General features: G+C 42.5%; 20 protein-coding genes and 1 pseudogene. 17 read left to right on the top strand and 4 right to left on the bottom strand.

Translation table 11 applies throughout. From position 1 onward, the window contains the following. Positions 1–309 precede the first annotated feature (309 nt). From V1502_RS15500 to V1502_RS15490, 3 genes are all read left to right on the top strand, one after another. On the top strand, positions 310–1,605 hold the full coding sequence (locus V1502_RS15500; RefSeq protein ID WP_409251533.1) for a bifunctional folylpolyglutamate synthase/dihydrofolate synthase: 1,296 nt from the start codon (positions 310–312) through the stop codon (positions 1,603–1,605). A 132-nt stretch (positions 1,606–1,737) separates the two neighbouring features. Then, on the top strand, positions 1,738–3,447 hold the full coding sequence (locus tag V1502_RS15495; RefSeq protein ID WP_409251532.1) for a sensor domain-containing diguanylate cyclase: 1,710 nt from the start codon (positions 1,738–1,740) through the stop codon (positions 3,445–3,447). A gap of 154 nt (positions 3,448–3,601) precedes the next feature. Continuing rightward, the gene (locus V1502_RS15490; protein WP_409251531.1) at positions 3,602–6,460 is read left to right on the top strand and encodes a hypothetical protein; all 2,859 of its coding nucleotides are present in this window, start codon (positions 3,602–3,604) and stop codon (positions 6,458–6,460) included. Between the two features lie 58 nt (positions 6,461–6,518). Here V1502_RS15490 and V1502_RS15485 read toward each other — a convergent pair whose 3' ends face one another. The 4 genes and pseudogenes from V1502_RS15485 to V1502_RS15470 form a co-directional block, all read right to left on the bottom strand. Beyond that, on the bottom strand, positions 6,519–8,579 hold the full coding sequence (locus V1502_RS15485) for a hypothetical protein (protein ID WP_409251530.1): 2,061 nt from the start codon (positions 8,577–8,579) through the stop codon (positions 6,519–6,521). Positions 8,580–8,597: 18 nt separating this feature from the next. Continuing rightward, positions 8,598–9,191, bottom strand: a complete 594-nt coding sequence (locus tag V1502_RS15480; RefSeq protein WP_409251529.1) for a prepilin-type N-terminal cleavage/methylation domain-containing protein — start codon at positions 9,189–9,191, stop codon at positions 8,598–8,600. Next, positions 9,133–9,519, bottom strand: a complete 387-nt coding sequence (locus V1502_RS15475; RefSeq protein ID WP_409254407.1) for a hypothetical protein — start codon at positions 9,517–9,519, stop codon at positions 9,133–9,135. The genes V1502_RS15480 and V1502_RS15475 overlap by 59 nt, the downstream gene beginning before the upstream one ends. Positions 9,520–9,561: 42 nt before the next feature. Beyond that, positions 9,562–9,651 (bottom strand): annotated as a pseudogene (locus V1502_RS15470) (type IV pilus modification PilV family protein); the annotation flags it as partial. 113 nt (positions 9,652–9,764) lie between these two features. Between V1502_RS15470 and V1502_RS15465 the strand changes: the two are divergent. The 14 genes from V1502_RS15465 to radC all read left to right on the top strand — a co-directional run bounded on the left by V1502_RS15465 (position 9,765) and on the right by radC (position 23,862). Further along, entirely contained in the window at positions 9,765–11,321 is a 1,557-nt protein-coding gene (locus V1502_RS15465; protein ID WP_409251528.1) for a hypothetical protein, read from the top strand. A gap of 34 nt (positions 11,322–11,355) precedes the next feature. Next, positions 11,356–12,093, top strand: a complete 738-nt coding sequence (locus V1502_RS15460; RefSeq protein ID WP_409251527.1) for a PRC-barrel domain-containing protein — start codon at positions 11,356–11,358, stop codon at positions 12,091–12,093. A gap of 19 nt (positions 12,094–12,112) precedes the next feature. Beyond that, positions 12,113–13,477 (top strand): VanW family protein, encoded by a 1,365-nt coding sequence (locus V1502_RS15455; protein ID WP_409251526.1) that lies wholly within the window; start codon positions 12,113–12,115, stop codon positions 13,475–13,477. Between the two features lie 27 nt (positions 13,478–13,504). Next, the gene (locus V1502_RS15450) at positions 13,505–15,166 is read left to right on the top strand and encodes a GspE/PulE family protein (RefSeq protein WP_409251525.1); all 1,662 of its coding nucleotides are present in this window, start codon (positions 13,505–13,507) and stop codon (positions 15,164–15,166) included. A 9-nt stretch (positions 15,167–15,175) separates the two neighbouring features. Then, positions 15,176–16,219, top strand: coding sequence for a type IV pilus twitching motility protein PilT (locus V1502_RS15445; RefSeq protein ID WP_409251524.1), 1,044 nt, complete (start codon positions 15,176–15,178; stop codon positions 16,217–16,219). Then, complete coding sequence (locus V1502_RS15440) at positions 16,219–17,430, top strand: type II secretion system F family protein (protein WP_409251523.1); 1,212 nt, start codon at positions 16,219–16,221, stop codon at positions 17,428–17,430. The genes V1502_RS15445 and V1502_RS15440 overlap by 1 nt, the downstream gene beginning before the upstream one ends. Before the next feature lie 111 nt (positions 17,431–17,541). After that, positions 17,542–17,982, top strand: a complete 441-nt coding sequence (locus V1502_RS15435; RefSeq protein WP_409251522.1) for a type II secretion system protein — start codon at positions 17,542–17,544, stop codon at positions 17,980–17,982. Then, positions 17,982–18,734, top strand: coding sequence for a prepilin peptidase (locus V1502_RS15430; RefSeq protein ID WP_409251521.1), 753 nt, complete (start codon positions 17,982–17,984; stop codon positions 18,732–18,734). The genes V1502_RS15435 and V1502_RS15430 overlap by 1 nt, the downstream gene beginning before the upstream one ends. A gap of 18 nt (positions 18,735–18,752) precedes the next feature. Then, positions 18,753–19,715: a type IV pilus biogenesis protein PilM gene (gene pilM / locus V1502_RS15425; RefSeq protein ID WP_409251520.1), complete on the top strand. Its 963-nt coding sequence runs from the start codon at positions 18,753–18,755 to the stop codon at positions 19,713–19,715. Then, the gene (locus tag V1502_RS15420) at positions 19,715–20,329 is read left to right on the top strand and encodes a PilN domain-containing protein (RefSeq protein WP_409251519.1); all 615 of its coding nucleotides are present in this window, start codon (positions 19,715–19,717) and stop codon (positions 20,327–20,329) included. Before pilM ends, V1502_RS15420 begins: the two co-directional genes overlap by 1 nt. Then, complete coding sequence (locus V1502_RS15415) at positions 20,329–21,090, top strand: hypothetical protein (RefSeq protein ID WP_409251518.1); 762 nt, start codon at positions 20,329–20,331, stop codon at positions 21,088–21,090. Before V1502_RS15420 ends, V1502_RS15415 begins: the two co-directional genes overlap by 1 nt. A 168-nt stretch (positions 21,091–21,258) precedes the next feature. Further along, positions 21,259–22,248, top strand: a complete 990-nt coding sequence (locus V1502_RS15410; RefSeq protein WP_409251517.1) for an SPOR domain-containing protein — start codon at positions 21,259–21,261, stop codon at positions 22,246–22,248. Positions 22,249–22,552: 304 nt separating this feature from the next. Further along, positions 22,553–23,119, top strand: coding sequence for a Maf family protein (locus tag V1502_RS15405; RefSeq protein ID WP_409254366.1), 567 nt, complete (start codon positions 22,553–22,555; stop codon positions 23,117–23,119). Positions 23,120–23,190: 71 nt separating this feature from the next. Further along, entirely contained in the window at positions 23,191–23,862 is a 672-nt protein-coding gene (gene radC, locus V1502_RS15400) for a RadC family protein (RefSeq protein ID WP_409254365.1), read from the top strand. Positions 23,863–23,873: the final 11 nt, after the last annotated feature.

Below are 23,873 nucleotides of genomic sequence, written 5' to 3'. Positions count from 1 at the left end.
AAGAGAGGGGCCACCGGAAAGGCTTATCCCACTGAACAAGGTGATTAGCTCTTTTCTTTCTTGTTTACCAGGTTAATTTTTGTGAATTATCGCTATATGTTATAAGCTTCATATTATATAGCAACAAAGTCTTCGTAAAGAGCCATATAGAAAGAAACTTTCGGGACTGACCCGGCAGGAAGCAGCTGTTGCTTCTTGCCGGCAGTCCCGCTTTTAGATTTACCGAATATGTAAGTGGAACTGTACCTATCTTTGTTTTGTGGAGAGTAATAATCTGGAAAAACATCCCCGATTGGAGGAGGGACTTAAATGGTGACTACTTATAAAGAAGCGGTTGAATGGATCCATTCACGATTGAGGCTGGGCATCAAACCGGGATTAAGCAGAATGGAATGGATGATGAAAAAGTTGGAACATCCTGAAAAAGAATTGAAAGTTGTCCATATCGCCGGCACGAATGGAAAAGGCTCTACGGTAACGTTCCTGCGTAATATCTTGCAATCTGCCGGTTATGAAACCGGAACCTTCACCTCTCCTTATTTTGAAATATTCAACGAAAGAATTAGTGTCAGTGGCAAGCCGATCTCAGATAAAGAAATTGTTGAGCTGGTTAATATCATTATTCCTTTGGCAGAAGAACTGGAAGAGAGCGAATGGGGAGGTCCATCAGAGTTTGAAGTGATTACCTGTATGGCTTTATATTATTTTGCGAGGGTAAATCCTGTACCTATTGCTTTATTTGAAGTGGGGCTTGGAGGCCGTTTAGACTCGACCAATGTCATAGATCCAATGATATCCATAATCACAAACATTGGTATGGATCATACTCAATTCCTCGGTGATTCTATCGGCGAAATCGCTTTTGAAAAAGCAGGAATCATTAAGGAAGGAAAGCCTGTTGTATCAGCAGCCTTACAACCGGATGCTCAAAGCGTGGTCATCTCTAAAGCGGCAGAGAAGAATGCGGATTTATATTTGCTGAATCGTGACTTTGAAGTTCATTATAAAGGTCCTGCAGAAGAGGGGGAGGCATTTGCCTTAGAGAGTAAAGACAGGAGCAGAAGTTATGAAATCAAGATGATCGGCAGGCACCAGACTGAAAATGCTTCTCTAGCTGTTGCAGCTGCCGATATATTAAGAGAGAGATATTGTTATTTAATAGAAGAAAGTGATGTCCAGCAAGGATTAGCAGCCGCCTACTGGCCGGGAAGAATGGATAAAGTGAATCAAACCCCTCCCATTTATCTGGATGGAGCACATAATCCTGAAGGGATGCAGACGTTAATCCATACAATTGAAACAAGGTTTACTGAAAAGAAAGTTTCGATACTGTTTGCCGCACTAAAAGACAAAGACCTTCGATCCATGATCAGTAATCTTGAGGGGAAAGTTTCAAATATCGGGCTGACCACTTTTGAATTTCCTAGAGCGGCCTCGCCGGAAGAGCTGTCGGAATACTTTCAACTCGACCGCCATCATATTGTTGAGGATTGGGAAAAACACATTGAAAAATTCAAAGCAGAAGCAGGGGATGATGAAATTTTGATTGTCACCGGCTCGCTCTACTTCCTGTCAGCCGTTAGAGCCCAGGTCATAAACACCTGATAGGATTTGTAAATTTTTCATGACTTTTTCAGAAGACTTTGATAAAATATTCTTAAACTTGCGACTTTTTGACTAAAATTAGGTGATTTTCTATACAGCAGCTTAGAGATTTGAGAGAGGAGGGGGATGTTGATGAGAATCAGCAGGACGCAGGAGATAATAGTCTGGGTGGTGTGGGCTTTGCTGGTACCTGCGGGCATCTACTTTACCTATCAATATTTCCCTCCAGTGAACGTTGATATATTCAGTGTGTTGGCGTTTATTATTTTTACTATTATTATATCTGTTATGCCTATAGTCATTAACGGCTTTCCCATATTGCTCATACAATGGGTGTCGCTGGCAGCCTTTTTGAAGTTCGGCCTTTTTTTTGAAGTGGTTCTCCTTCAAATCGCGATCTTTACATTTATGCTGCGCTTACGGGTAGGAAAAAGTGACTTATACCGTTTTCCCTGGAATTCTATCATGTTCTTCCTTATGTCTGTGTTCAGCGGTATTATTTATTTTTATATCGGGGGCACCATAGGATATTCTCCTGTTGAATCGATATTTATTCCGGCTCTCGTTTATCAGATATCTTCAATATTGATAAATCAAGTCCTGTTGATAGGTTTTTATGCGTTTCTTAATAGAAAAATTAAGTTGTTTGGGGAGGACTTGAAATGGGATTTTTCAGCGATGCTGATTATGTTCCCGATGGGTCTCGGCTTATTTTACCTGCAATATCAGATTGGTCCAATTGCACTATTTTTGATTGGCCTGCCGTTTATGTCAGGTGCGATGATTTTAAGACTCTATAATTCCTCAGAACAGATCAATCAATACCTTCAGAAAGCAGTTGAGATAGGTCATCAGCTTACTGAAAGCCTTCAAGTGAATGAGGTGCTGCAATTCTTCCTTGATAAAATCCTTCAGACCCTGCCGGTGGAATACGCATACATATTGGACGTTCAGGGTGATGAATTGGTCTTACTGCGCAGGGTCGAAAATAATGAAAACAAGCCCGTCAACCTTCCACCTTTGAAAAAAAATGAAGGAATAAGCGGCCTTGTCTGGGCAACTGGAAAGTCCGCACTTTTCCATGCGAAATCTGACTGGACAGAGGTGGCAAAAGGGTATATGCCCGAAGAGGTGGAGAGCGTGCTTTCCGTCCCGATTGTTAGAAACCAAAAGGTGAGAGGGGTTCTGCTTCTCGCTTCTTCAAGAAAGAGGGCCTATAAAAAGTATCAATTAATGATTGTTGACATCCTGTGTTCTTATCTTGGTGTGGCGATAGCCAATGCCCGCCATTATGAAGCAACAAAACGGAACAGTGAGCGCTGTGCCCTGACGAAGCTGTATAATTACCGGTATTTTGAGGACTTGCTTTCCCAGGAGTTCAATGCCATGGAATCCGGAGATCGTGTATTCTTGTCCTTGATCATGCTCGATATCGACCACTTTAAATCAGTCAATGATAATTATGGGCACCAAAGCGGAAACGAAATTCTGTTTGAATTGGCAAGAAGGCTTGAAACCCTGATTGGAGATGAAGGAACAGTCGCCCGCTATGGAGGTGAAGAGTTTGTCATTCTGCTTCCTGACACTACAAAAGAAGATGCATTTTTAATCGCCGAGATTGTAAGGAGAACCATTGCTGATCGTCCCTTTATCTTGCATAGTAATCTTGAAGCCGAGAGAAAGTCACTGAGCTTGAAAATTACTGCCAGCATCGGTGTGGCAACCGCTCCGCTCGATGCAGATGAAAGCATGTCCCTGATCAGGCACGCAGACAGAGCCCTTTATACGGGAGCGAAGCAGGCTGGAAGAAACCGAGTGGCTGAATATGTGAAGTCATCATGACCCCGTTCTTGAATAAACGGGGTTTTTTATTGAAAAAATTTTATGTATTGAGTACTTTGGGCTATATTAAGGTGGATGAGATTGCTATAATAGTAGATAAGTAATGGATTATTATTGAAAATTTACAATAAATTAAAAATGAGGAGGGGAGAATTTGAACAAGAGGTTTTCGTTTGCAATCATATTTTCAATCATCTTCAGTTTTATAGTACATACCTCCTTTGCGAATGCAGCTACTAAACCTTCAGTTGAATTTTCCGTACAGCCAAGTGCCAAAGAATATGTGAAACCTGCCAACGGCAATGCCCAGGGCCGCCTGGATATCGAGTTGACACCAAAAGGACAAGCCACCAATGAAGAGCGGAAGCCGATCGATGTGGTGTTTGTGCACGATACATCGGGATCTATGAGAGATTCATTCGGTGGTGTCAAAAAAGCCACAAGTGCGGAGAGTGCCTTAAAAGAGTCCTTAAATTTCTTTAAGCAAAATAAGCAAAGTAATGATAGATACTTTTTTGTTCCATTTGACAGTGATGTGAGTTATAAGCATTACGGGGATAAACGGATTCAACCGGCCGAAGGATTGAATGAAATCTTACCTATGGCTGAACATCTGGATTTCAGTGAAACGTATTGGGTGAAAAAATACTCGTGGTACTACGGTTATTACTGGGCGCAGGAGAGTTTTGATTTCAGTGTTGGTGGAACTAATTACACCCAATCACTTGAGTATGCCTTGACTAAATTTTCAGGTATGAGGGATACCAAGAGGTATATCATCTTTTTGACTGATGGAGAACCGACCTCTCTTTACCATGACAATAAGCAGTATACCCTTTATACAAACGGAACTGCCAGAGTAGGAAATACGAGCGCGAACTACAGAGATGTGCAGCAATTCATCCATGAAAAAGCAGTTGCGTCAGCTGAAAAACTGGGTGTCAATGATGTTAAGATGTACAGCATTGCCTTCGCAGAACCGGGCGAGGTAAACTACCAATTGTTAGAGACGATGTCAAATAAATCTGGAGGAAGGGCGATTCAGGCAAACCCAAACAGCCTTTCCAATGTCTTTACAGATATTTCAAAAGAGTTCAATTCTCCAGCAGTAGACGGGGAGATTCAGATCGATTTAAGTAAGTTTAACGGGAAGGTAAAACTGGCGGCCAATTCTGATGCTTATGTAGATAATAACAATGTAGTGCACCTGAAATATAATTTTACCTATCCGATCGGGAAACAACCTTCCCCAGGCAATATTCAGATGAGCCTGCCGTTACAGTTCACTGAGATGGGCAGCTATGTGTTCGATAATATCAAATTAATTTATAAGGATTTTGACGGTCACGTCCAGCCTGCTGTCACCCATGAGAGTATTACTATAAATATTGTGGAAGAAGCAGCTCCGAAATTTGAAAGTACAGTAAAGGTTGTCGGTAATCAATATCACGCTCCGGAAAACCTGACTAAAATGGGAATGCAAAATAGTGTTCATAATGAGTTTTCAGTTGAATATGATTTACTGCCTTCCGGGGTCCTTCAGGCGAACAAATCTGGTGTACTGAAAGATATCCGTATCGTACAGCCATTGCCCGACGGAATCACCCTGAAAAGCCCTAATCTCCAGACATCCATAAGCGGTTTACTGACCGGCGCTTCGGTCAGGGAAATCACCCACAATGGACAAAGGGCAATTGAAATTAAACCAGGAAGATCACTTAGTTACATCGGCAGTCAGTTTACGCCTGCCCGACTGAATTATAAGGCAGTCCTTCAAGCAGAATATGCCATGTCATTGGTGAAGTTGCCAAAGGCGACCATTTACTATAATGATACTAATTTCAGCTCTCAAAGCCATACACTTACTTCCCATTCAGGATATATCGGTCTTCAGGTAATCTTAAAAGGGATGTTGGACGATACCACATATATCGGCGACCACACTGGAAAGCTGGCCAAGAAAAACGATTTAACAAGCGAGATGGTTGCTGAAGTTACACACAAACCACTTCCTGTAAAGGGACTTGAGTTGATAAATGGAACGATTATCAGGGTGCATTTCAGTGATTCTTCTTCCAAAGATGTATTTCTGAAGACGGATTTTAACGTAATGGAAACATTGACAGAAAAAGTACTCCTGAATAATGCAGAAACAACCGGCCCTGCTTCGTTTAAAGTAACGAAATGGGTTGATGGCAAAGATGTCAAATACCTATACAAAGTTATTTCCGGCAATTCACAATCCGATTGGACAGCGTTTGCTTCTGATCAAAAGGTTGATTTACCTTCAAATATATTGGGGCCGGTAGAAGTACAGGTCAAAACTGAAGGTGGATTTACTCTAAATGAGCAGCCGGTCACAAAAAAGATCACCATCATTAAAAGAGTAAGTTCCATAAACATTTCTCCTAATCCTATTGAAGTAAAGGTTGGAGAGTCCATTTCCTTCCAGGTGGAAGTGCTTCCCGTAGATGCTTCTAACAAAAACGTTGGCATCTACCTAGAGAAAGGGAACGGAAACATTGCCAGTTATTCTAATGGCGGCATACTATCTCCAGGTTCACACCGAATATTAGGTGTGAAGCCAGGTGAAGATAAACTAATAATTGAAGCAAAAGATGGTTCAGGGGTAAAATTGGTTGTTCCTGTTAAGGTGCTTGATCCTTATGTGAAACTTGAAGAAATCCGGTTCAAGCAAGCTAAAATCACTCTGCCTCTGACAGACCAGCGGATACCAATTGATGCATTCCTGATCTATAATCCATCCAATGCAACGAATAAAAAGTTAGCGGAAGTCCTTTCATCTTCGGATGTGATTCAAGTCAGTAAATCCGATGGAAAATGGTATATTTATACGAAAGCACTTGGCTTTACCACCGTCACAGTGGAAGCTGATGAAGACAGCTCCATTACCGATTCAGCAGTATTTGAAGTCGTTGACCCTAAAGAAGGCGGCGGAGATGGTGAAGATGGAGAGGATGGAGAAACTCCATACTTAGATGGCAGATGGTAAATGAAAAACGCTTCCCTGCAGGGAAGCGTTTTTCCTATTCTATTAGAATATTGTTTTTTTATTGAACGGATACTTCATCACTGAAGAGTGACAGTACTTCTGTTTTAGGCAATGCGTCAATTTTTTGCAATAATATATCACGGTTGTAATTGACATTGAAGCGGGAGAGATAATTGTCCTGTGTAATTTTCGTAGAATAGAGGTCCGCTTTTTGTATTTCATCAATCTCGCCCCTGATTGCATTGATTACAAGAGTATCGTTTGCAAATACACCGCCGTCTATGTGGAAAAGGGAGCCCACTCCGTAAAGTTCTGCACTGCCATTTGTATAAAAGAAGGCTTTTAACGGCTTGATTTTGTCGTCTGTAATAAGTCCATCAAAATTATCTGGTTCTTTACTTTTCTCGAAGTTTCGGTATTCATTCATTCTGGTCATTGTCAGTTTATCCCCCGATAAGAGAACAAGCTGTTTAGTATTATTATCATATCCTGAAATATTCAAATTGGAAATGAAAGCTTCTCCTCCGGCATAGACGACAGAATCGAAGATGATTTCATCATTTTCCTTTTTTGATTCTTCATTGCTGTCCCCTTGAATTAAAAGATCTCCACCCGCAATCAGGTTACCCACGATAGTTGACGTACTGTCAACCGTCTGGATGGTCAATGATTTCCCTGCCAATATATAGCCGGGTTCTTCTGAACTACTGTCTTTTTGGAATAAAAATCCTTCGTTACCTTGAATGGTGATATCTCCAGCAGAAATGATGTTTCCTTTTACTTTAATTGTATCTTTTAGATTTACTAGATGGATATCTCCGGTTGCTATGATATCGTTGAGCGTAATCGATTTATTACCTATGATGTAAACATCGCCATCAGCAATGATCTTACCTGGAAAGTTAAGGGTGGAAGAGACGCTTGAGATAACCAGATCACCTGGTACCTGTATAGTACTGGACAAGCTGTTGTCAATCAGTTTGTAGCTTAGTTTGTTCAAAAGACCGTCTCCGCCAGCGCAACTATCGTCCCCATCGTCGTCATCCCCACCGCAACTATCATCATCACTCTGCCATAACTGCAGGTTAAGGATGTTCTCTAAATTTAAGGTTTCTTCAACACTATCCAGAGGCCTCTGGATGAGTGCAGGCAAGTCTGCGAGATTGAAAGTGTAGTCATCCTTGATAGAAGCGGATAACGTTTGTGGAAGGTCTTCAAGTGAGACAACCTGCGAGAATCCTTGTTCCTGCTGAATCACATTGACTCTTTCAGTAAACGTTTCTTCAAAATCAACACTTATAAACTGGCTGTCATTTTTCAGATTGGGCAGATTATTGTGATAGAACTTTTCAGGTGTCAAATAGTCCATGACAGCTGTATAATCAGCTCTTGCTGAATTGATATAAATGTCTCCGAAAATGGATGAAAAGGGAGTTTCGATTTCTTTTTGAGCGCCATCTGTTAACTGAAATTGCGCATTTTTATTAATGACCAGCTCATTGCTGAATATATTTCCCGCAATATTTGGTGAGCCATTTATGATTACTTTGTTCCCCGCACCGGCAGCGTACTTCAGAAAGCCGGGCAGCGGTGAAAGGATGATGCGTTTACGGATTGTTCTGTTTACCTTTCCTTGTACATCTTCCGGGTTGTTCACTGATACAACAAATTCCAGGACCCTCGTCAGCTGAAGAGCAGGATCAATATTAAATGTCTGCATGCCGGCCAGGTTGGTACCCAAACATTGATTTTCTTCCCCGGAAATAAGGTACTTAGGGACATTTGCTGTGACATCCACTACGTTGACACAAGACACACTGTCCCCTGTGTCCATCTGGTTAAGTTGAGTGGAGAAGTAAGTGTTCAGCTTTGAAGACAAGTCCAAGGGTGAAAGGTTTTTAATGTTGAAGTAATCTCTTGAAAGGTTTGTTGAAAGCTCTGAGGTCATTTCGTCAATCAGCCTTAATCCGTCATAGGTTATATCAATTTCCGTTTCCCTGACTTCTGTCCTTTTGGCTCCGCCTATGGAAGCTGACAGGACCCCCATCCCGATCGTAATAACAACCAGCGAAGTAATCATTACGGTGATCAGGGTATTGCCTCTTTGGTTCTTGAGCATTTTATATCCCCCTTTATATTAGAATCCGAATTGGCTTTGCAGGTTCAACTGCTTATCATGTCTGGTATGTGAGACTTGAAAATCAAGAAATATAATGGCGTTGGTACACTGTCCTTCGCGGTTTTTCTCGGAACATTTATAATTGATTTCCGAATTTTTAAAATCCGACCTTGTTTCAATGGCAGAATTGCCGCTTGTCCATATTTGCCGTCCATTTAGTTCAGTCAGCTTTATTTCAAAGTAACTCTCATCGGATTTCTGCTTATCCTGGTCGATGACCTCAGAATTATATTCGTTTTGGCCGGTTTCTACACTGTCTATAAATCTAACGCAATTCTTTTCTTTATCACATTTGTCAATATAATCAAACTGCTTGGAGTAAAGGCTGTTCATGATCATCGCAGAAGTATAGTCCGCCTCTTCTCTCAGCTGCGCTTCAACACTGACCTTTTCATAAATCTTATAACCGGTGATGATAGTGCCATATATCACTGGGAACAGGATGGCAGAGATAGCAATCGTTAACAGCAGCTCGATTAACGTAAGCCCGTCTTCATCGGATATCTTCACTTTTAACCGTTCCATCCACAACCGTGCTGAACTCTTTATCATTGGTCATCCACCTCACTTCTGCAGTAACCGGAATATAGTAATCTAGCTTATGTTGTTCTTCGGGAGGTACTTCCTCTGACGTAATCTCCACTTCATAGTCGGTTCCATTAATTGATATATCTTTACAGTGAGGGGGAACTGCCTTGTCAGGAGGGAACGTCTCATATCCATCGTTGCAAATTTTCAATTTCACCGGATGTTCTTCTGGAGATTTGCGGCCTTCGTTGACATCGGAGTATTCTCTTTTCATTTCCAGGAAGCTCTGGCTCTCCATATAAATTAAAGCGTTACGGGCCACATTGACAGCGACCGTCTTTTTTTGATTCATATTGGTGTATGTACCTGCTTGGAAAAAAAAATTTAAAAAGACTAATAGCACCGTACTTAATATTGTTACGGATACTAATACCTCAATTAGTGTCAAACCTTGGTGATTTCTTAAGATATTTGACAGTTTCATTCTGTCACCTTCTTTCAAAATGCCTAAGTTTATTATACAATATTTAAGAGTCGAATAATGGAAATGTAGTACTAAATTCATAGAAAAATTTATTTAATGAAGGGAGTGAAAGGATGGAGTTATATGTTTTTGCACTAATAGCCTTTGTAATCCTTTTGCCTGTGCTATTTTTCCTGCCCGGCGGGATCGCGAGAATCGGAAAGGTCTGGATAGCTGGTGGAGGTTTGCTTATCTCTCTTCTGGGTCTGCTGGCATTGAATCAATATTCGCTATGGATGGTTGCCATTTTTTTATTCATATTAGTCATTGTTTCTTCCTTAGTGATCGGAAACCGTTTTGGTCCTCAAATACTGGCAGAAGGGGAAGCACAAGATAATGAGAGTTCTTCAGCCGTTGCAGACACGACGGAAAAAGACGAAAAAATATTTTTTGCCGCAGTGGACGAAGAGGAATCTGTCATTGACAACTCCTCGAGAGGTACAGCCGAATTCAAAGAGGAAGAAAATCTGTTGAATCTGGATTGGGAGCCGGAAAAGGATGAGGACACACAAGTTGAATTTATCCCGAATGAAGAACTGGAAGAAATACCGATTCTATCTGAAACAGACGACTCGGATAATGACTCACAAGACCCAATTGACCTGGAGGATGTAGAAGCCTCGGAAGATACCGATCTAACCGAAGAGGTTATCCTTGAGGAAGTGATGTATGAAAATACACCTGATGTAGAATTAAGTGAGATCGAATGGTTGATTCAACAGGAGGAACAGGAAGATACAGAACCTGTACATAATCTGGAAAATGTTGAAGCTCTCTCCGATAGTGAGGAGTCAATTGAGGATGCTTCCATTATCAATGCTCATGAGGAAGCTGAAGACATGGAAGATGAAATGGAACCCCTGAGTGAAATTGAATGGATGATCTCTCAAGCTGAAACAGAGCAGGCTTCCCATGAAAATGTCCTCTCAGAAGACCCACAAGAGAAAGAGGATAGCGTGCAGGATGGTGAACTTCCACCATTTGAGTTATCTGCTGATGAACTTTCGTTTTTGGAGAGTGGCAATGCTGGAATTGACGAAGAATCGGAAGAAGAAGTCGACCTGTCAGCAGAGGAATCATTGGAAGCTGACTCAGATCAAGATGAAGATCATTCATTTGGGGTGGAGCTATCAGAAAGGCCCGAGATTCTCCAAGAAGAACCTGAGTTGCTTTCAGATACGTTTGAGGAAGAGGAAGAGAAGCTTGATGAATTAGAGTCTTCTGAACTTGACGAAGGGATTTCCGATGAATTAACGGAAGTTTCAGACCAAGAGACTCAAGATGAAATTCACCCGGGAACTGAAGAGAGTGGACAGGAATTGGATATGCGCCCTCCACTGCAAACGCTGGTCATCCATACAATTGTTGAGGAACTTGCATACTTTAAAAATAAGTTGAGTTTGGCTGAGTTTGAAGCTCTGACGAAGCAGTATCTGCATCCTGAATTGCATGACAGGGATTATTATGTGCTTTCTCAGCAATTGATACAACGATACAATGAATTGAAAGAATACAAGAAGCTGAAATTGTTTATAGATGAAATTGAGGATCGATTTAGTTCTTACCCGATATTGAAAAGTGAATTGAATGATTATAAAGAAATTGCTTGGATGAATATGATTAAAGAATAATTGATGTAAATTGGAAGGGATTAGGTGTATTGGTATGAAAAAAAGTGCTGAAATTGTAGGTTTGCCCATCATTAGTATTGCAGACGGAGTTGAAATCGGTAGTGTAAAATCTCTTGTCGTGAATCCTGAAAAGGGATCAGTAGACTTTCTTACTATCGAACATGAAGACTGGCAAGTAAGTGTCAAGGCGATTCCTTTTAAAAAGGTCATTGGGATCGGGGAATATGCGGTAACGGTTGAAAATGGCAACGCTGTGATCGATTTGAATGAAATTCCGATTGCGAATGCGCTTGTGAACAAGAAAATCAGAATCAATGATACGAAGGTTATGTCAAGGAAAGGTCAATTGATCGGGGAAGCGAAGGAGTATTATGTCGATGATGAAACAGGAAATATCATCGGGATCCTGGTTGCTATGAAAGAAAATGAAAAAGTATTAGAGTCTGAACAAATATTGACTTATGGAAAAGATATCCTGATTGTACAGGAAGGTTCAGCTGAACGCTTCAAAGACTCTGTAGAAGATCTTCTTCCAACTGCACAGGCGGAACAAAATCTTGACTTCGAAGAAACGGAAACGAATGACCTTGAAAATATAAAGAATAAGCAGGCAGGCCTTCTGAAAGGCAAGCGTGTAACGAAAGACATCCTCGGAATCTCTGGTGAGACCCTTATTTCCAAGGGGACAATCCTGACTGAAGAGGATATTGCAAAAGCACAAAACGAAGGGCCTTCCGTTTTTGTTGAACTGACTATGAATACTCAAGAATAATGTGAAAGGAGCAATTGACATGGAGAACAGACCATTTAAGAAAGTATTTTTCCCATTACTCTCCTCAACAGTATTTATTTTCGGTTTCTCCCATGCCGGCTCTTTTGCACTGGATAAATTCACCGGGGTGTCAGTGGTGCAGCCATCGACTAGTGTAGCTTCTGTAGACATAGGAGGACAGTCAGAGCAGCAGGCAAAGGAAGCTTTGGCCCAGGCTGCAGCCGACTGGAAAGCCACAGCGAACATGTCGGCTGAACTTTCAGGTGAAGAAACACCTATAGATTTATCAGTATTTCATATTGATATAAATAAAAGTTTACAGTCTGCCAATGAGGGAGGTCAAAATCCATTGGCCATCACGTTGGATGCGGAAAGTCTAATGGAACAACTGACAGCTGCTTTTCCTGATATGAAGGTGGAAGAAATGGACACTGCATCATTCCAGCAGGACCTGCTGAGCCAAGCATCCATGCTTCCAAGCAGTTCTGTCATCTCTTTAAGTGACTATTTTCCTGAAGGAAGTGTCGAGGAGGTAACCGCTGAAGCTCTTACTGAAGAGATAACCGTTACCCCTGAGGTAAAGAGATTCATAGAGACATTTCCGCAAATCGTCATTAAGCAGGGTACAGACTTTTCTTTCCTGCGCCACCTGGATGAGAATGGATTTGCCATACAGGAAAATGGTGAAGACCTAAGTGTTATATCATCGCTATTATATAAGCTCATCCTGCAATCTAACTTTTCAATCATTGAACGCAATACAAGCGCGGAACTGCCGGAAGAGATCGAACTTGGGTACGAGGCGAAAATTGATGAGGGCAGCAATCAGGACTTTGTGTTTGCCAATCCTAATAAAACGGATTATGTCATCCAGCTGGAATTGCTTAATAACCAAATCTATGGGAAATTGATCGGTTTTCCATTGGCGACTGACTATAAAGTTGCATTAAAAGACAAGGAAGAATTTTCACCAAAGAAGATAGTGCAGTATAACCCGTTTCTTGATCAAAATGTTGTTCAAGTGCCTGAGGAAGGGCGGAAAGGCGTCTTGATTAAAGTATTCCGCCAGAGTGTTGGTGGAAATGGGGAATTGCTTGAGGAAAAACTGATTTCTGAAGATTTTTATCCGCCTGTCCATAGAATTGAGATTCATAGTTTGGAAGAAGCACCTGAAGATATTGAAGATACCGATATTGTCGAAGGACCGGTTCCTGATAGCTCCGATTCTGAGGACTCCGCGGGACCTCCTCCTAATTCAGGAAGCAGTCAAGATTCAACCGAAAGCGAACAATCTGTCGATGACAATGAAGAATCAGATGCGGCCTCTGATTCCGCTTCCGGTGTGAAAGGCAAGAAATCACAAGAGCAAAAGAAGAATAAATGAATAAATTTCAAATAAGCTGGTGATTGCATGGTTCAGACGAGGAAGAGGCTCGGGGATCTCCTGGTAGAGGCGGGTCTTATTTCAGAAGAAAAACTTAATATGGCTCTTCAGGAAAAAGAGCAGGGACAAAAGCTCGGCGATGCTTTGCTGCAAAAAGGTTATATTACCGAACAGCAGCTGATTGAGGTGCTTGAATTTCAATTGGGAATCCCTCATGTCAGTCTTTACAGATACCCTTTTGATACGAATCTGTTCCACCTGATTCCCAAGGAAGAAGCGAAACGCAATTTGATGATCCCTTTGAAAAAAGAAGGGGAAAAACTGTATGTTGCAATGTCAGACCCCATGGATTTCTATGCAATAGAGGACTTGAGGCTGTCGACCGGCTTTCAAATTGAAACAGCTATCGCTACCAAAGATGATATCCTCAGAGCGGTAACGAAGTATTACGATACAGAGGAGGGCTTTGAGGAGCTGGTTAACGAGAAGCCAGAAAAAAGTTCCATTGAAGAACAGACCATCGTTGACCAGGACTCTCCCATCGTAAAACTCGTCAACCAGATCCTTTCAAATGCTGTCACACAAAAAGCGAGTGATATCCATATTGATCCGCAGGAAACCAAAGTATCCATCCGCTACCGGATCGACGGTGTGTTAAGAACAGAACGAAATCTGCCGAAACATATGCAAAGCATGCTGATTGCGAGAATTAAGATCATGGCTAATCTTGATATTACGGAATTCAGGATTCCCCAGGATGGAAGAATCAAGACCAATGTTGATTACAGGCCAGTCGACCTCCGAATCTCGACTCTTCCTACCGTATTCGGCGAGAAGGTTGTTATGCGGATACTTGATCTGAGCAGTGCCCTGAATGATATTAAACAGCTGGGCTTTAACAAACTAAACTACAAGAGATTCATGGATATGATTCAGCAGCCAACCGGAATCGTGCTGATCACGGGACCGACTGGATCAGGGAAGTCATCGACACTGTATGCGGCATTGAACCATTTAAACAGTGAAGAAGTTAATATTATTACGGTTGAAGATCCTGTTGAATATCAATTGGAAGGAATCAATCAGATTGGTGTCAATCCAAATGTCGGCCTGACATTTGCCAAAGGTTTAAGGGCCATCCTCCGTCAGGATCCCAACGTCATCATGGTCGGGGAGATTCGTGATAAGGAAACGGTAGAAGTTGCGATCCGTGCTTCCCTGACAGGACATCTCGTGCTGAGTACCATACATACCAATGATTCCCTCGGGACTATCACTCGGCTGCTCGATATGGGTGTAGAGCCATTCCTGGTGGCCTCTTCTTTAAGTGGAATTGTTGCCCAGCGCCTTGTCAGAAGGGTCTGTCGGGATTGCGGACGTGAACAAGAACCGAGCAAGAGAGAAGTTGAAATTTTTTCTAAAAGAGGCATGAAAATCGACAAAATCATGCGGGGAAGCGGCTGCTCTTCCTGCAACATGACAGGCTATAAAGGGCGTCTCGCCATTCATGAAGTTCTTGTTATGAATGATGATATGAAAAAAGTGATTCTGAATGGAGAATCCTTTTCCAAGCTGCGTGAGTATGCGGTGAAAAACAGGACCATTTTTCTTGTGGATGATGGATTATTAAAAGTAAAACAAGGATTGACAACGACCGAAGAGATTCTTCGAGTAGCAATTTCAGAATAGGTGAAGCCGATGAAAGAAAGAATAGATTACTTATTGCGTTCAGCGTATGAATTGAAGGCATCTGATATACACTTGACAGTCGGGGCTCCTCCCGTTTTTCGGCTTCATGGTGACCTGAGGCGATACGGAAAGGAAGTATTAAAACCGGCTGATACGGAAGGTATGGCAAAGTCGATCATCCCTGAAGATCTTTGGAAAATGTTTTTAGATCAGGGAGAGCTTGATTTTTCTTACGGTATCCCTGGCATTTCACGGTTCAGGATCAATGCTTATCAGCAACGCTCCTGTGTCTCGCTTGCCATCCGGATTGTTCCGACAAGCATACCGAGTGTTGATGAGCTTGGTCTTCCGCCTGTATTAAAGAAAATCACGGAAAAACCTCAAGGTCTTGTGTTGGTGACAGGTCCTACAGGAAGCGGAAAATCGACTACACTCGCGTCAATGATCGATCATATTAACCGTACGATGAGGAAGCATGTCATTACACTGGAAGATCCCATTGAGTATCTTCATAAACATGGAACCAGCATCATCGATCAGCGTGAAGTCGGATTCGACACAAAGAACTTTTCTAAAGGTCTTCGAAGCGCTCTCCGTCAGGATCCGGACATTATTCTTGTCGGCGAGATGCGGGACCTGGAAACAATCCATACAGCGATCACCGCGGCGGAGACGGGCCACCTCGTGTTCGCCACACTTCATACATCAAGTGCGGCAGCGACCATTGAACGGATTGTGGATGTATTTCCTCCTGAACAGCAGGCTCAGATAAGAATACAGCTTGCCTCTGTCCTGGTAGCGATCCTCTCACAAAGACTATTTCCTGTTGTGGATAAAAGGGGAAGAAGAGCTGCAACAGAATTACTTGTCAACAATGCGGCCATCGCCAATTTGATCCGGTCTGAAAAGGTCCATCAAATCGATAATATTTTACAGACATCCAAAGGGCTGGGCATGCACCTCATGTCTACCAGCATTAAGAATCTCTATGAATCCGGGGTCATTTCCCGTGAATCCGCCTTCCCTTTTATTGAAATGGAGCAGATGTCATAATGGCACGATTCAAATATACAGGCCGAGGGCGGACAGGCATGAAGTCGGGGATATTGACGGCAGGATCTACAAGGGATGCAATGCTCAAACTGAAAAAGCAGGGCATTCGTGTAATTGAAATGAATGAAGTGCCAGAAACACTGCTGACCAAGGACATTGCGATTGGAAATCCGGTCAAGCTGCAGCATATGGTCATCTTCCTGAGGCAATTTGCCACACTTCTGCAAGCAGGTGTGACCGTTGTGGATGCCACTGATATCCTTTCTTCACAGACAGAAAGCAAAGCCCTCAGCAAAGCACTGGATGAAGTACAATTGGAATTGAAAGACGGAAATCCGCTGTCCGATGCTTTGGCAAAATATAGAAGGATCTTTGAGCCAATGATGATTAATATGATCAGGGCTGGGGAAGCATCGGGCAGCCTTGATGAAACTCTTGAAAGTCTGGCTACTCATTATGAAAAGCAGCATATGACGAAACAGAAAATCATCTCGGCTCTCGCTTATCCGGCGGTAGTCGGGGTGATCGCCATAGCGGTTGTCATCTTTCTGCTTGTTGCTGTTGTCCCAACTTTCGTGACAATGCTTGCCGATTTTGGTGGAGAACTGCCTGCCATCACACAGTTTGTCCTGAACTCAAGTGAGTTCATGCAGCAGTACTGGTATTTGGTGACTGCGGGAATGGCCGGATTTGCAGCTGCATTGATGGTACTGAAGAAAAACCGCAGGACGAAGTATTACTTCGACTATGCATTGCTTCGTATGCCGATCTTCGGAAGTATTATTCAAAAAGCCGCACTCGCGAGAATGACACGGACATTAAGCTCCTTGTTTTCAAGCTCTGTGCCGATCCTGCAGGCGCTGGCCATTGTGGAAAAGGTCGTGGAAAATGAAGTGATTGCGAAGACTCTCCGCAATTCAAGGTATGCCCTTGAGAAAGGGACATCGTTGACTGAACCAATGAAAAAACATTGGGCTTTCCCTCCGCTTGTGACCCAGATGATTGCCATCGGGGAATCAACCGGATCGCTGGATTCCATGCTCGGGAAAGTGGCGGATTTCTATGAAAAAGAAGTTGAAAACAGTACTGACCGACTAAAATCTCTTATCGAACCCCTGATGATTGTCGTACTGGCGGCATTGGTGGGCACTATCGTGACATCCATTATGGTGCCGATGTTCGAAATCTTTAACAACGTACAAGGCTATTAAACAATTTCTTTAAAATTTTTACAGATTGCCACTTTTCATGACAAAATTGTCATGTATAATTAAAGTAGGAATAATCTATCTAATCCAAAAGACTCATAGGAGGTACGGGAAATGTTGAAAAAATTAGGTCAAAAGTTGAAAGACCAACGAGGGTTAACACTTATCGAATTACTTGCTGTTGTCGTAATTTTGGGAATCATTGCTGCTATTGCGATTCCTAGTATTGGTGGATTGATTAACAACTCTAAGAAGGACGCTCATATTGCGAATGCTCAGCAGATGGTTAGTGCTGCGAGGTTGGCTGTAACGTCAACAGATGTACAAACTAGTAAAACGTATACACTAAAATCTTTAGTTGATGATGGTTATTTAGAACCTGTCGAGAATCCATCTGATTCTTCCGGATACAAGGATGATACTAGCCTAGTAACTGTTACGAAAGAAGCTAATGGAAGTTACTCTTATAAGGTTACATTAAAAGGGGTTAGTGGATCTACTCATGTTGATGATAAAGATCCAGATGCCTTAACAAGATCAGATATCATTCTTTAATGATTAGTATTTTTATTATTGTATACGGCCTACTCCTAGGCTCCTTCTACAACGTAGTCGGCCTCCGGGTGCCGCTTAAACAATCGATCGTCAAGCCGCGGTCCTCGTGTCCGGGCTGCGGACATACATTGACGGCAATGGAACTGATTCCGGTTTTGTCATATGTATTTCAAGGAGGAAGGTGTTCCCGCTGCCGGGAACGCATTTCTCCTCTTTATCCTTTAGTGGAAGCTGCCACAGGGACTTTGTTTGTAATCTCGTATTCTATCATCGGATGGGAGTGGGAACTGCTCGTTGCTCTCACACTGGTTTCGCTTTTTATCATCATCTTGGTTTCTGATATAAAATACATGATTATCCCTGATAAAGTTCTGTTGTTTTTCTCGGGGCTTTTTTTATTAGAAAGAATTTTTATACCTTTAGATCCGCGCTGGGACTCTTTAGCGGGAGCAGCGTTAGGGTTCGGGCTACTGCTTTTGATTGCGGTCATCAGTAAGGGGGGAATGGGCGGCGGAGATATTAAACTATATGCCGTCATCGGCTTTGTACTCGGTGTTAAACCGATGCTTCTCTCCTTTTTCCTTGCTACCCTGCTGGGAGCGGGAATCGGGATCATTGGCTTGGCGGCAGGCTTCTTTGAAAGGAAGAAACCGATTCCGTTTGGGCCGTTTATCGCTGCAGGAACTTTAATATCCTATTTCTACTATGAAAATATCATTAATTGGTATTTATCACTTTTACTCGGGTTTTAGGTAAAGGGGTTATATTCAATGAACTTTGGATTGTTTGGAAATAACAAAAGAATAGCGAACCTTGTCATCACCGACACAGCAATCCGGTATGCAGACTTGAAGATGGAGTCTCCGCTGACTTTGTACAGCTATGGTGAGAAGCTTCTTCCTCAAGGTATCATCACGGATGGAAAGATCATTGAATATGAGACCCTTGCCATGATTCTGGAAGAGTGTATTGCTGAATGGGGAATTATGAAACGGCCGGTCCGTTTCATTGTTCCCAGCACGTCCATCATTGTCAAAAGGATTCTTGTTCCCTCTGACATCAGGGAAGATGAGTTAAAAGGTTATATATTCATGGAAATCGGAACAAGTATCCATCTTCCGTTTGAAGATCCTCTCTTCGACGTAGTGCTTCTGGGGCAGAAAGGGGATAAGCAGGAAATCTTACTGGTAGCTTCCCCCGAAGAAGTCATCCATTCGTATCGGGACATTTTGGAGGAAGTAAAATTGAAGCCGGTGGTGGCTGATATTTCACCGTTGGCTCTGTACCGATACTTTTATCTGCAAGATATGGTGAGAAGTACTGATCATGAAATGCTCCTTCAGTTTGATGAGAAACTTTTGACCATTTCCATCTTCCATAATAACCAGCCGATCTTCCTGAGGCCGATTTCCCTGCAGGGAGACCTTGAATTGGTTGAACCATCGGAACGTCAGTCTGGCGGACTGCTGTTCTATTTGGAGGATACCTTTAAAGAGATTGAGAAAGTGTTCAGCTTTTATAAATATTCCTTGAATAAAGGAGAGGTCAACGTCAACAAGGTCATTCTGACAGGAGACCACCTTTATCTTAATGAGATCTATCAAACCTTATCAGAAAGACTGGATGTCTCTGTTCACAGGTCCCCGAAAGACACAGTCATGGACACGAGTGGACGGCCAATACCTGGTCATTTCGACTTGGCAATCGGTTTGGCATTGAAAGAGGTGCTCTGATGCTGATCGATATTAATTTGCTTCCTCAGAAGGAACGCAAGCGGAGGCTGCCGGTATACATTGGGCTTGCAGCACTGATTCTTACGCTGCTCGGCACGGGTTTCCTGTTGATTCATACCCATCTTTCACAGCAGGAACTGGAGAATATAACCAAAAATCTAGAAATGAAGAAGGAATACCGCCTTCAGCAGGAAATAGCCGTAAATAATATTGAGTCTTCCGATGGGGTAGAGCAGCTTCATACAGCTGTCCAATGGGCTGAACAATATCCGATTGATACGGTTCCTGTTCTTGAACACCTTACCTCCCTTCTACCGGAGAGAGGTTTCTTCAGACAGTTCAGCTACACAGAGGATGGCATGGTCAACTTGAATGTTCAGTTTGATACAAGCAGGCAGGCTGCCTACTTCCTCAATGATCTTAAAAATTCGGATTGGATCAGCGAAGCCAAACTGACTTCTCTGTTAACGTCTTTAAGTGAAGCGGATGAAGGCATATTTGTTCTTCCGGAAGATCAACTTATGCCAAGGTATCTTGGGCAGTATGAAGTTTTATTAAATCAGGCATTCATTAAGAATGAGCTGCAGACTGAATATCAAGGAGGGGATGATTGATGAACCTCCAATTTGAAAAAAGAGAATGGCTCTTGATGGCCGGCTCGGTTATTCTTGGGTTGTGTATCTTGGCTGTTGTTTATTTCCTCATGTATAATCCGGTTCAAAAAGAAATCGCTGTCCGTGCACAGGAATTGGAGACAGAGGAGAAGCTGATTTCCATATTGGAAGAGAAGACAAGCAATATTGAGCAGGAAACGTTTCAAAATTCCATTTCCCTGCAGAAAAAAGTGCCTGTTAAACCAATGACAGAAAAGTTGATTCTGGATTTGGAGAAAGCAGAAACCATTTCAAACAGTTTCATATCCAGTATTCAGTTTTCAGAAGGAGATGTCATCCTCCCGCTTACTTCTCAAAGTGCAGAGGAAGATATAGAAAATCTGTCAACTGATGATGATAATGAAGATTCAGGGGAAGCAGCGGCACAACCTCAGGAGATCCTGCCTCAAGGATTGAAAAAACTCAATGCAACCCTTTCTGTCGAGTCACCAAGCTACTTTGAAATGGAAAAATTCCTTCAAGTTCTTGAAGAGCTTGACAGAATCACTGAAATTGAGCAAATTGCATTCGAGGGACCGGAGGAATCGACGATACAAGGGGACAGTTACGATAAAGTCAGCTATAAGCTGGTGGTGGCTGCTTTTTACCTGCCTGGCCTTATGCAGCTTATAGAGGAAATGCCTGGGCTGAAGAGTCCGCCTCCTGCCAATAAAGTGAATCCATTCAGCAGTTACAGTGACTTGGAAGAAGAAGATGAGTAATAAATATAGAAGGGCATGAAGGGTTACTCTTGTATTTTCTCCTGAACACCTGTTTGGGCCAATAAAAAAATTGACGAAAACCTCTGGGGACAAGACGACAAAAGTCTTGTTCTTTTTTTTATGCACTATGATAGCATAAAAAAAACGACACAGAGGAGGGGGACAGAAATGGACAAGCGGGGAAACAAAGACGGTAAAATCACTATTAAAATCAATGGTGACAAAAAGAATTACAATGAAGAACTGCTTGTACATAATTGGAAGTTAGGGGAAGAAGAATCGGCCGCTGCCGAAGAGAGTGCAGAGGATGATTCTTTTGATTGGGTCCTTCCAGATGAAGATCCGGCTCCTAAAGAATTCAAGAAAATTAATTATGTGCAGAAAAAGAAAGGAAAAAAACACTTTACCGGCAGGCAGATCACTCCTGGTATAGCTAGAATGATCTATACGCTGGTCGGTGCGGTTGCGATCTCATTGATATTCGGCTTCATTATCCTTAATGTAATCACAGACGGAGAACAGTCCATACCGGCAGTACAGCTGCAGGAGGCTGCAGATGCCAGCGATGCTGATAAGGAAACCGCCACTGCTTCTGGCGGTGCTATTACTTTAGAGAGTCTGTCTGCTTCCGTTCTTCAGGGAGGTTTTTTTTCCACATCGGATTCAGCCAATGCCATGAAAGCCGCCTTAGAGGCAAAGGGCATCCCTACGGCAGTGATTGAAATGGAGGCCAGCTACTATTTATTTGTCGGAACAGCAGGTGATCTTGAAGGTGCGAAGGCAATGGGAAAAAAGCTCTCAGGTGAAAATATTGAGGTATATGCGAAGGATATCGTGCTTCCAGAAAAGAATATCGAGGGAACAAAAACAGATGCTGACTTTATAAAAAAATCCCAAAGCGTATATGCAGCAGTTGCAGCAGAAAGTTCAAATGCGTATACAAACGGAACAATCAATGGAGAAAAAATGATCGAGATCAGCGTGCTTCTAAAGGATCTCTCAGCTCAAAAGGTAAGTGAAAATATGGCGGGACTGAAAGCGAGCTTGGAAGCAGCAGCAACAAGTCTCAAGGAATATCAATCTTCTTCTGATCTCACCAAATTAATTGATTCACAACAATTTTTGCTAAGTTACTTGGAGTCTTATCAAAAATTGTAGGTTTATCCGGAATAATGGATATTTTCCGGGAAATATATACTAAAGGGGCAGAGTAAAAGCATTTACTTTGCTTTTTTTATAGTCTGATAAGCCTCCTTATTAGTGTATCCGGTTACTAGGCACGCCGGCTCTCATGCTTTAGTCTTCCTAACGGTTCATAGGAAAATAACGATCGAATGGCTATGCTTTTCCTCCCCTAAAGGAGAAGCCATTCCGCTTTGGTTATTTGTTGTGAAAGGGACAACTATTTGGTACGATGAATTTGTATCTCCCAATCTTACGGAAGAAGGGAACGGTGTATGAATTGCCAAACCTCATATTAGCTTCAGGTTCTCCCCGCAGAAAAGAACTCCTGCAACAAATTCAACTATCTTTTTCAATTGAAGTCAGCAATGCAGATGAAACGTTCGCGCCGGAACTTCAGCCGCATGAAGTCGTGATGGAGCTGTCTAAGCGAAAAGCCGTCTCCGTGGCAGCACAGCACCCGGAATCTTTTGTAATTGGCTCGGACACGGTGGTGGTTTTTAATAATGAAATCATGGGAAAACCTTCCGATTCAGAACATGCCAAAGAAATGCTGCGGACACTTTCGGGAAACACTCATTCCGTGTATACAGGTGTTGCAATTGTGAACAACAAAAAGGAAAAAATGTTTTACAAAAAAACAGATGTAACGTTTTGGGAGCTGACAGAAGAGGAAATAGAAACGTATACAGCTTCCGGTGAACCACTCGATAAAGCCGGCGGGTATGGAATACAGGGGATAGGCGCCTTTCTGGTGAAAGAAATCAAAGGTGATTATTTTTCTGTTGTCGGACTGCCGATTTCCCAGGTATACCGCAGCTTGAAAGAGATGGGCTATCACCCGTAAGCATATTTCATCTCTTTTTCCTCCCAAGCGTTATAATTGGGAGGTAAGGAATATTGCAAGAAACAAAACTAATGATCAGAGATTATCCTACTGATGAAAGACCGCGCGAGCGAATGGTTCAAAACGGCGCTTCCAGCCTGTCCAATCAGGAACTCCTGGCCATCATCTTAAGGACCGGCACAAAATCAGAGTCCGTCCTTCAATTATCGAACCGGGTCCTGACAACATTTGAAGGCCTAAGGCTTTTGAAAGATGCTTCTCTTGAGGAGATTATGAATATTAAGGGCATCGGGCTGGCTAAAGCGGTACAGATCATGGCTGCTGTAGAAATTGGCCGGCGCATTGGCAATCTTGCTTACGATGACCGTTACTCCATTCGGTCTCCCGAAGATGGAGCTAACTATGTGATGAACGATATGAGATTTCTGTCACAGGAACATTTCGTTTGCCTGTATCTTAATACAAAAAATCAAGTCCTCCACAAACAGACCATCTTTATCGGCAGCCTGAATGCCTCAATCGTCCATCCCCGTGAAGTCTTTAAGGAAGCTTTCCGAAGATCCGCGGCCTCCATCATATGTATCCATAATCACCCATCAGGAGACCCGACTCCTAGCCGGGAGGATATTGAAGTGACTAAGCGGCTCGTCGAATGTGGAAAAATAATAGGCATTGAGGTGCTGGACCATCTCATTATCGGCGAAAAGAAATATGTCAGCCTTAAGGAAAAAGGATACTTATGATACTTTGTTTT

This window comes from Rossellomorea sedimentorum (assembly GCF_046237645.1).
Classification (GTDB): Bacteria; Bacillota; Bacilli; order Bacillales; family Bacillaceae_B; genus Rossellomorea; species Rossellomorea sedimentorum.
This window is presented reverse-complemented; position numbering and strand designations above follow the sequence as displayed.

Coding starts and splice junctions, on each gene's coding strand:
- V1502_RS15500 (WP_409251533.1), top strand. CDS start 310: ATGGTGACTACTTATAAAGAAGCGGTTGAATGGATCCATTCACGATTG.
- V1502_RS15495 (WP_409251532.1), top strand. CDS start 1,738: ATGAGAATCAGCAGGACGCAGGAGATAATAGTCTGGGTGGTGTGGGCT.
- V1502_RS15485 (WP_409251530.1), bottom strand. CDS start 8,579: ATGCTCAAGAACCAAAGAGGCAATACCCTGATCACCGTAATGATTACT.
- V1502_RS15480 (WP_409251529.1), bottom strand. CDS start 9,191: ATGATAAAGAGTTCAGCACGGTTGTGGATGGAACGGTTAAAAGTGAAG.
- V1502_RS15475 (WP_409254407.1), bottom strand. CDS start 9,519: ATGAATCAAAAAAAGACGGTCGCTGTCAATGTGGCCCGTAACGCTTTA.
- V1502_RS15465 (WP_409251528.1), top strand. CDS start 9,765: ATGGAGTTATATGTTTTTGCACTAATAGCCTTTGTAATCCTTTTGCCT.
- V1502_RS15460 (WP_409251527.1), top strand. CDS start 11,356: ATGAAAAAAAGTGCTGAAATTGTAGGTTTGCCCATCATTAGTATTGCA.
- V1502_RS15455 (WP_409251526.1), top strand. CDS start 12,113: ATGGAGAACAGACCATTTAAGAAAGTATTTTTCCCATTACTCTCCTCA.
- V1502_RS15450 (WP_409251525.1), top strand. CDS start 13,505: ATGGTTCAGACGAGGAAGAGGCTCGGGGATCTCCTGGTAGAGGCGGGT.
- V1502_RS15445 (WP_409251524.1), top strand. CDS start 15,176: ATGAAAGAAAGAATAGATTACTTATTGCGTTCAGCGTATGAATTGAAG.
- V1502_RS15440 (WP_409251523.1), top strand. CDS start 16,219: ATGGCACGATTCAAATATACAGGCCGAGGGCGGACAGGCATGAAGTCG.
- V1502_RS15435 (WP_409251522.1), top strand. CDS start 17,542: ATGTTGAAAAAATTAGGTCAAAAGTTGAAAGACCAACGAGGGTTAACA.
- V1502_RS15430 (WP_409251521.1), top strand. CDS start 17,982: ATGATTAGTATTTTTATTATTGTATACGGCCTACTCCTAGGCTCCTTC.
- pilM (WP_409251520.1), top strand. CDS start 18,753: ATGAACTTTGGATTGTTTGGAAATAACAAAAGAATAGCGAACCTTGTC.
- V1502_RS15420 (WP_409251519.1), top strand. CDS start 19,715: ATGCTGATCGATATTAATTTGCTTCCTCAGAAGGAACGCAAGCGGAGG.
- V1502_RS15415 (WP_409251518.1), top strand. CDS start 20,329: ATGAACCTCCAATTTGAAAAAAGAGAATGGCTCTTGATGGCCGGCTCG.
- V1502_RS15410 (WP_409251517.1), top strand. CDS start 21,259: ATGGACAAGCGGGGAAACAAAGACGGTAAAATCACTATTAAAATCAAT.
- radC (WP_409254365.1), top strand. CDS start 23,191: ATGATCAGAGATTATCCTACTGATGAAAGACCGCGCGAGCGAATGGTT.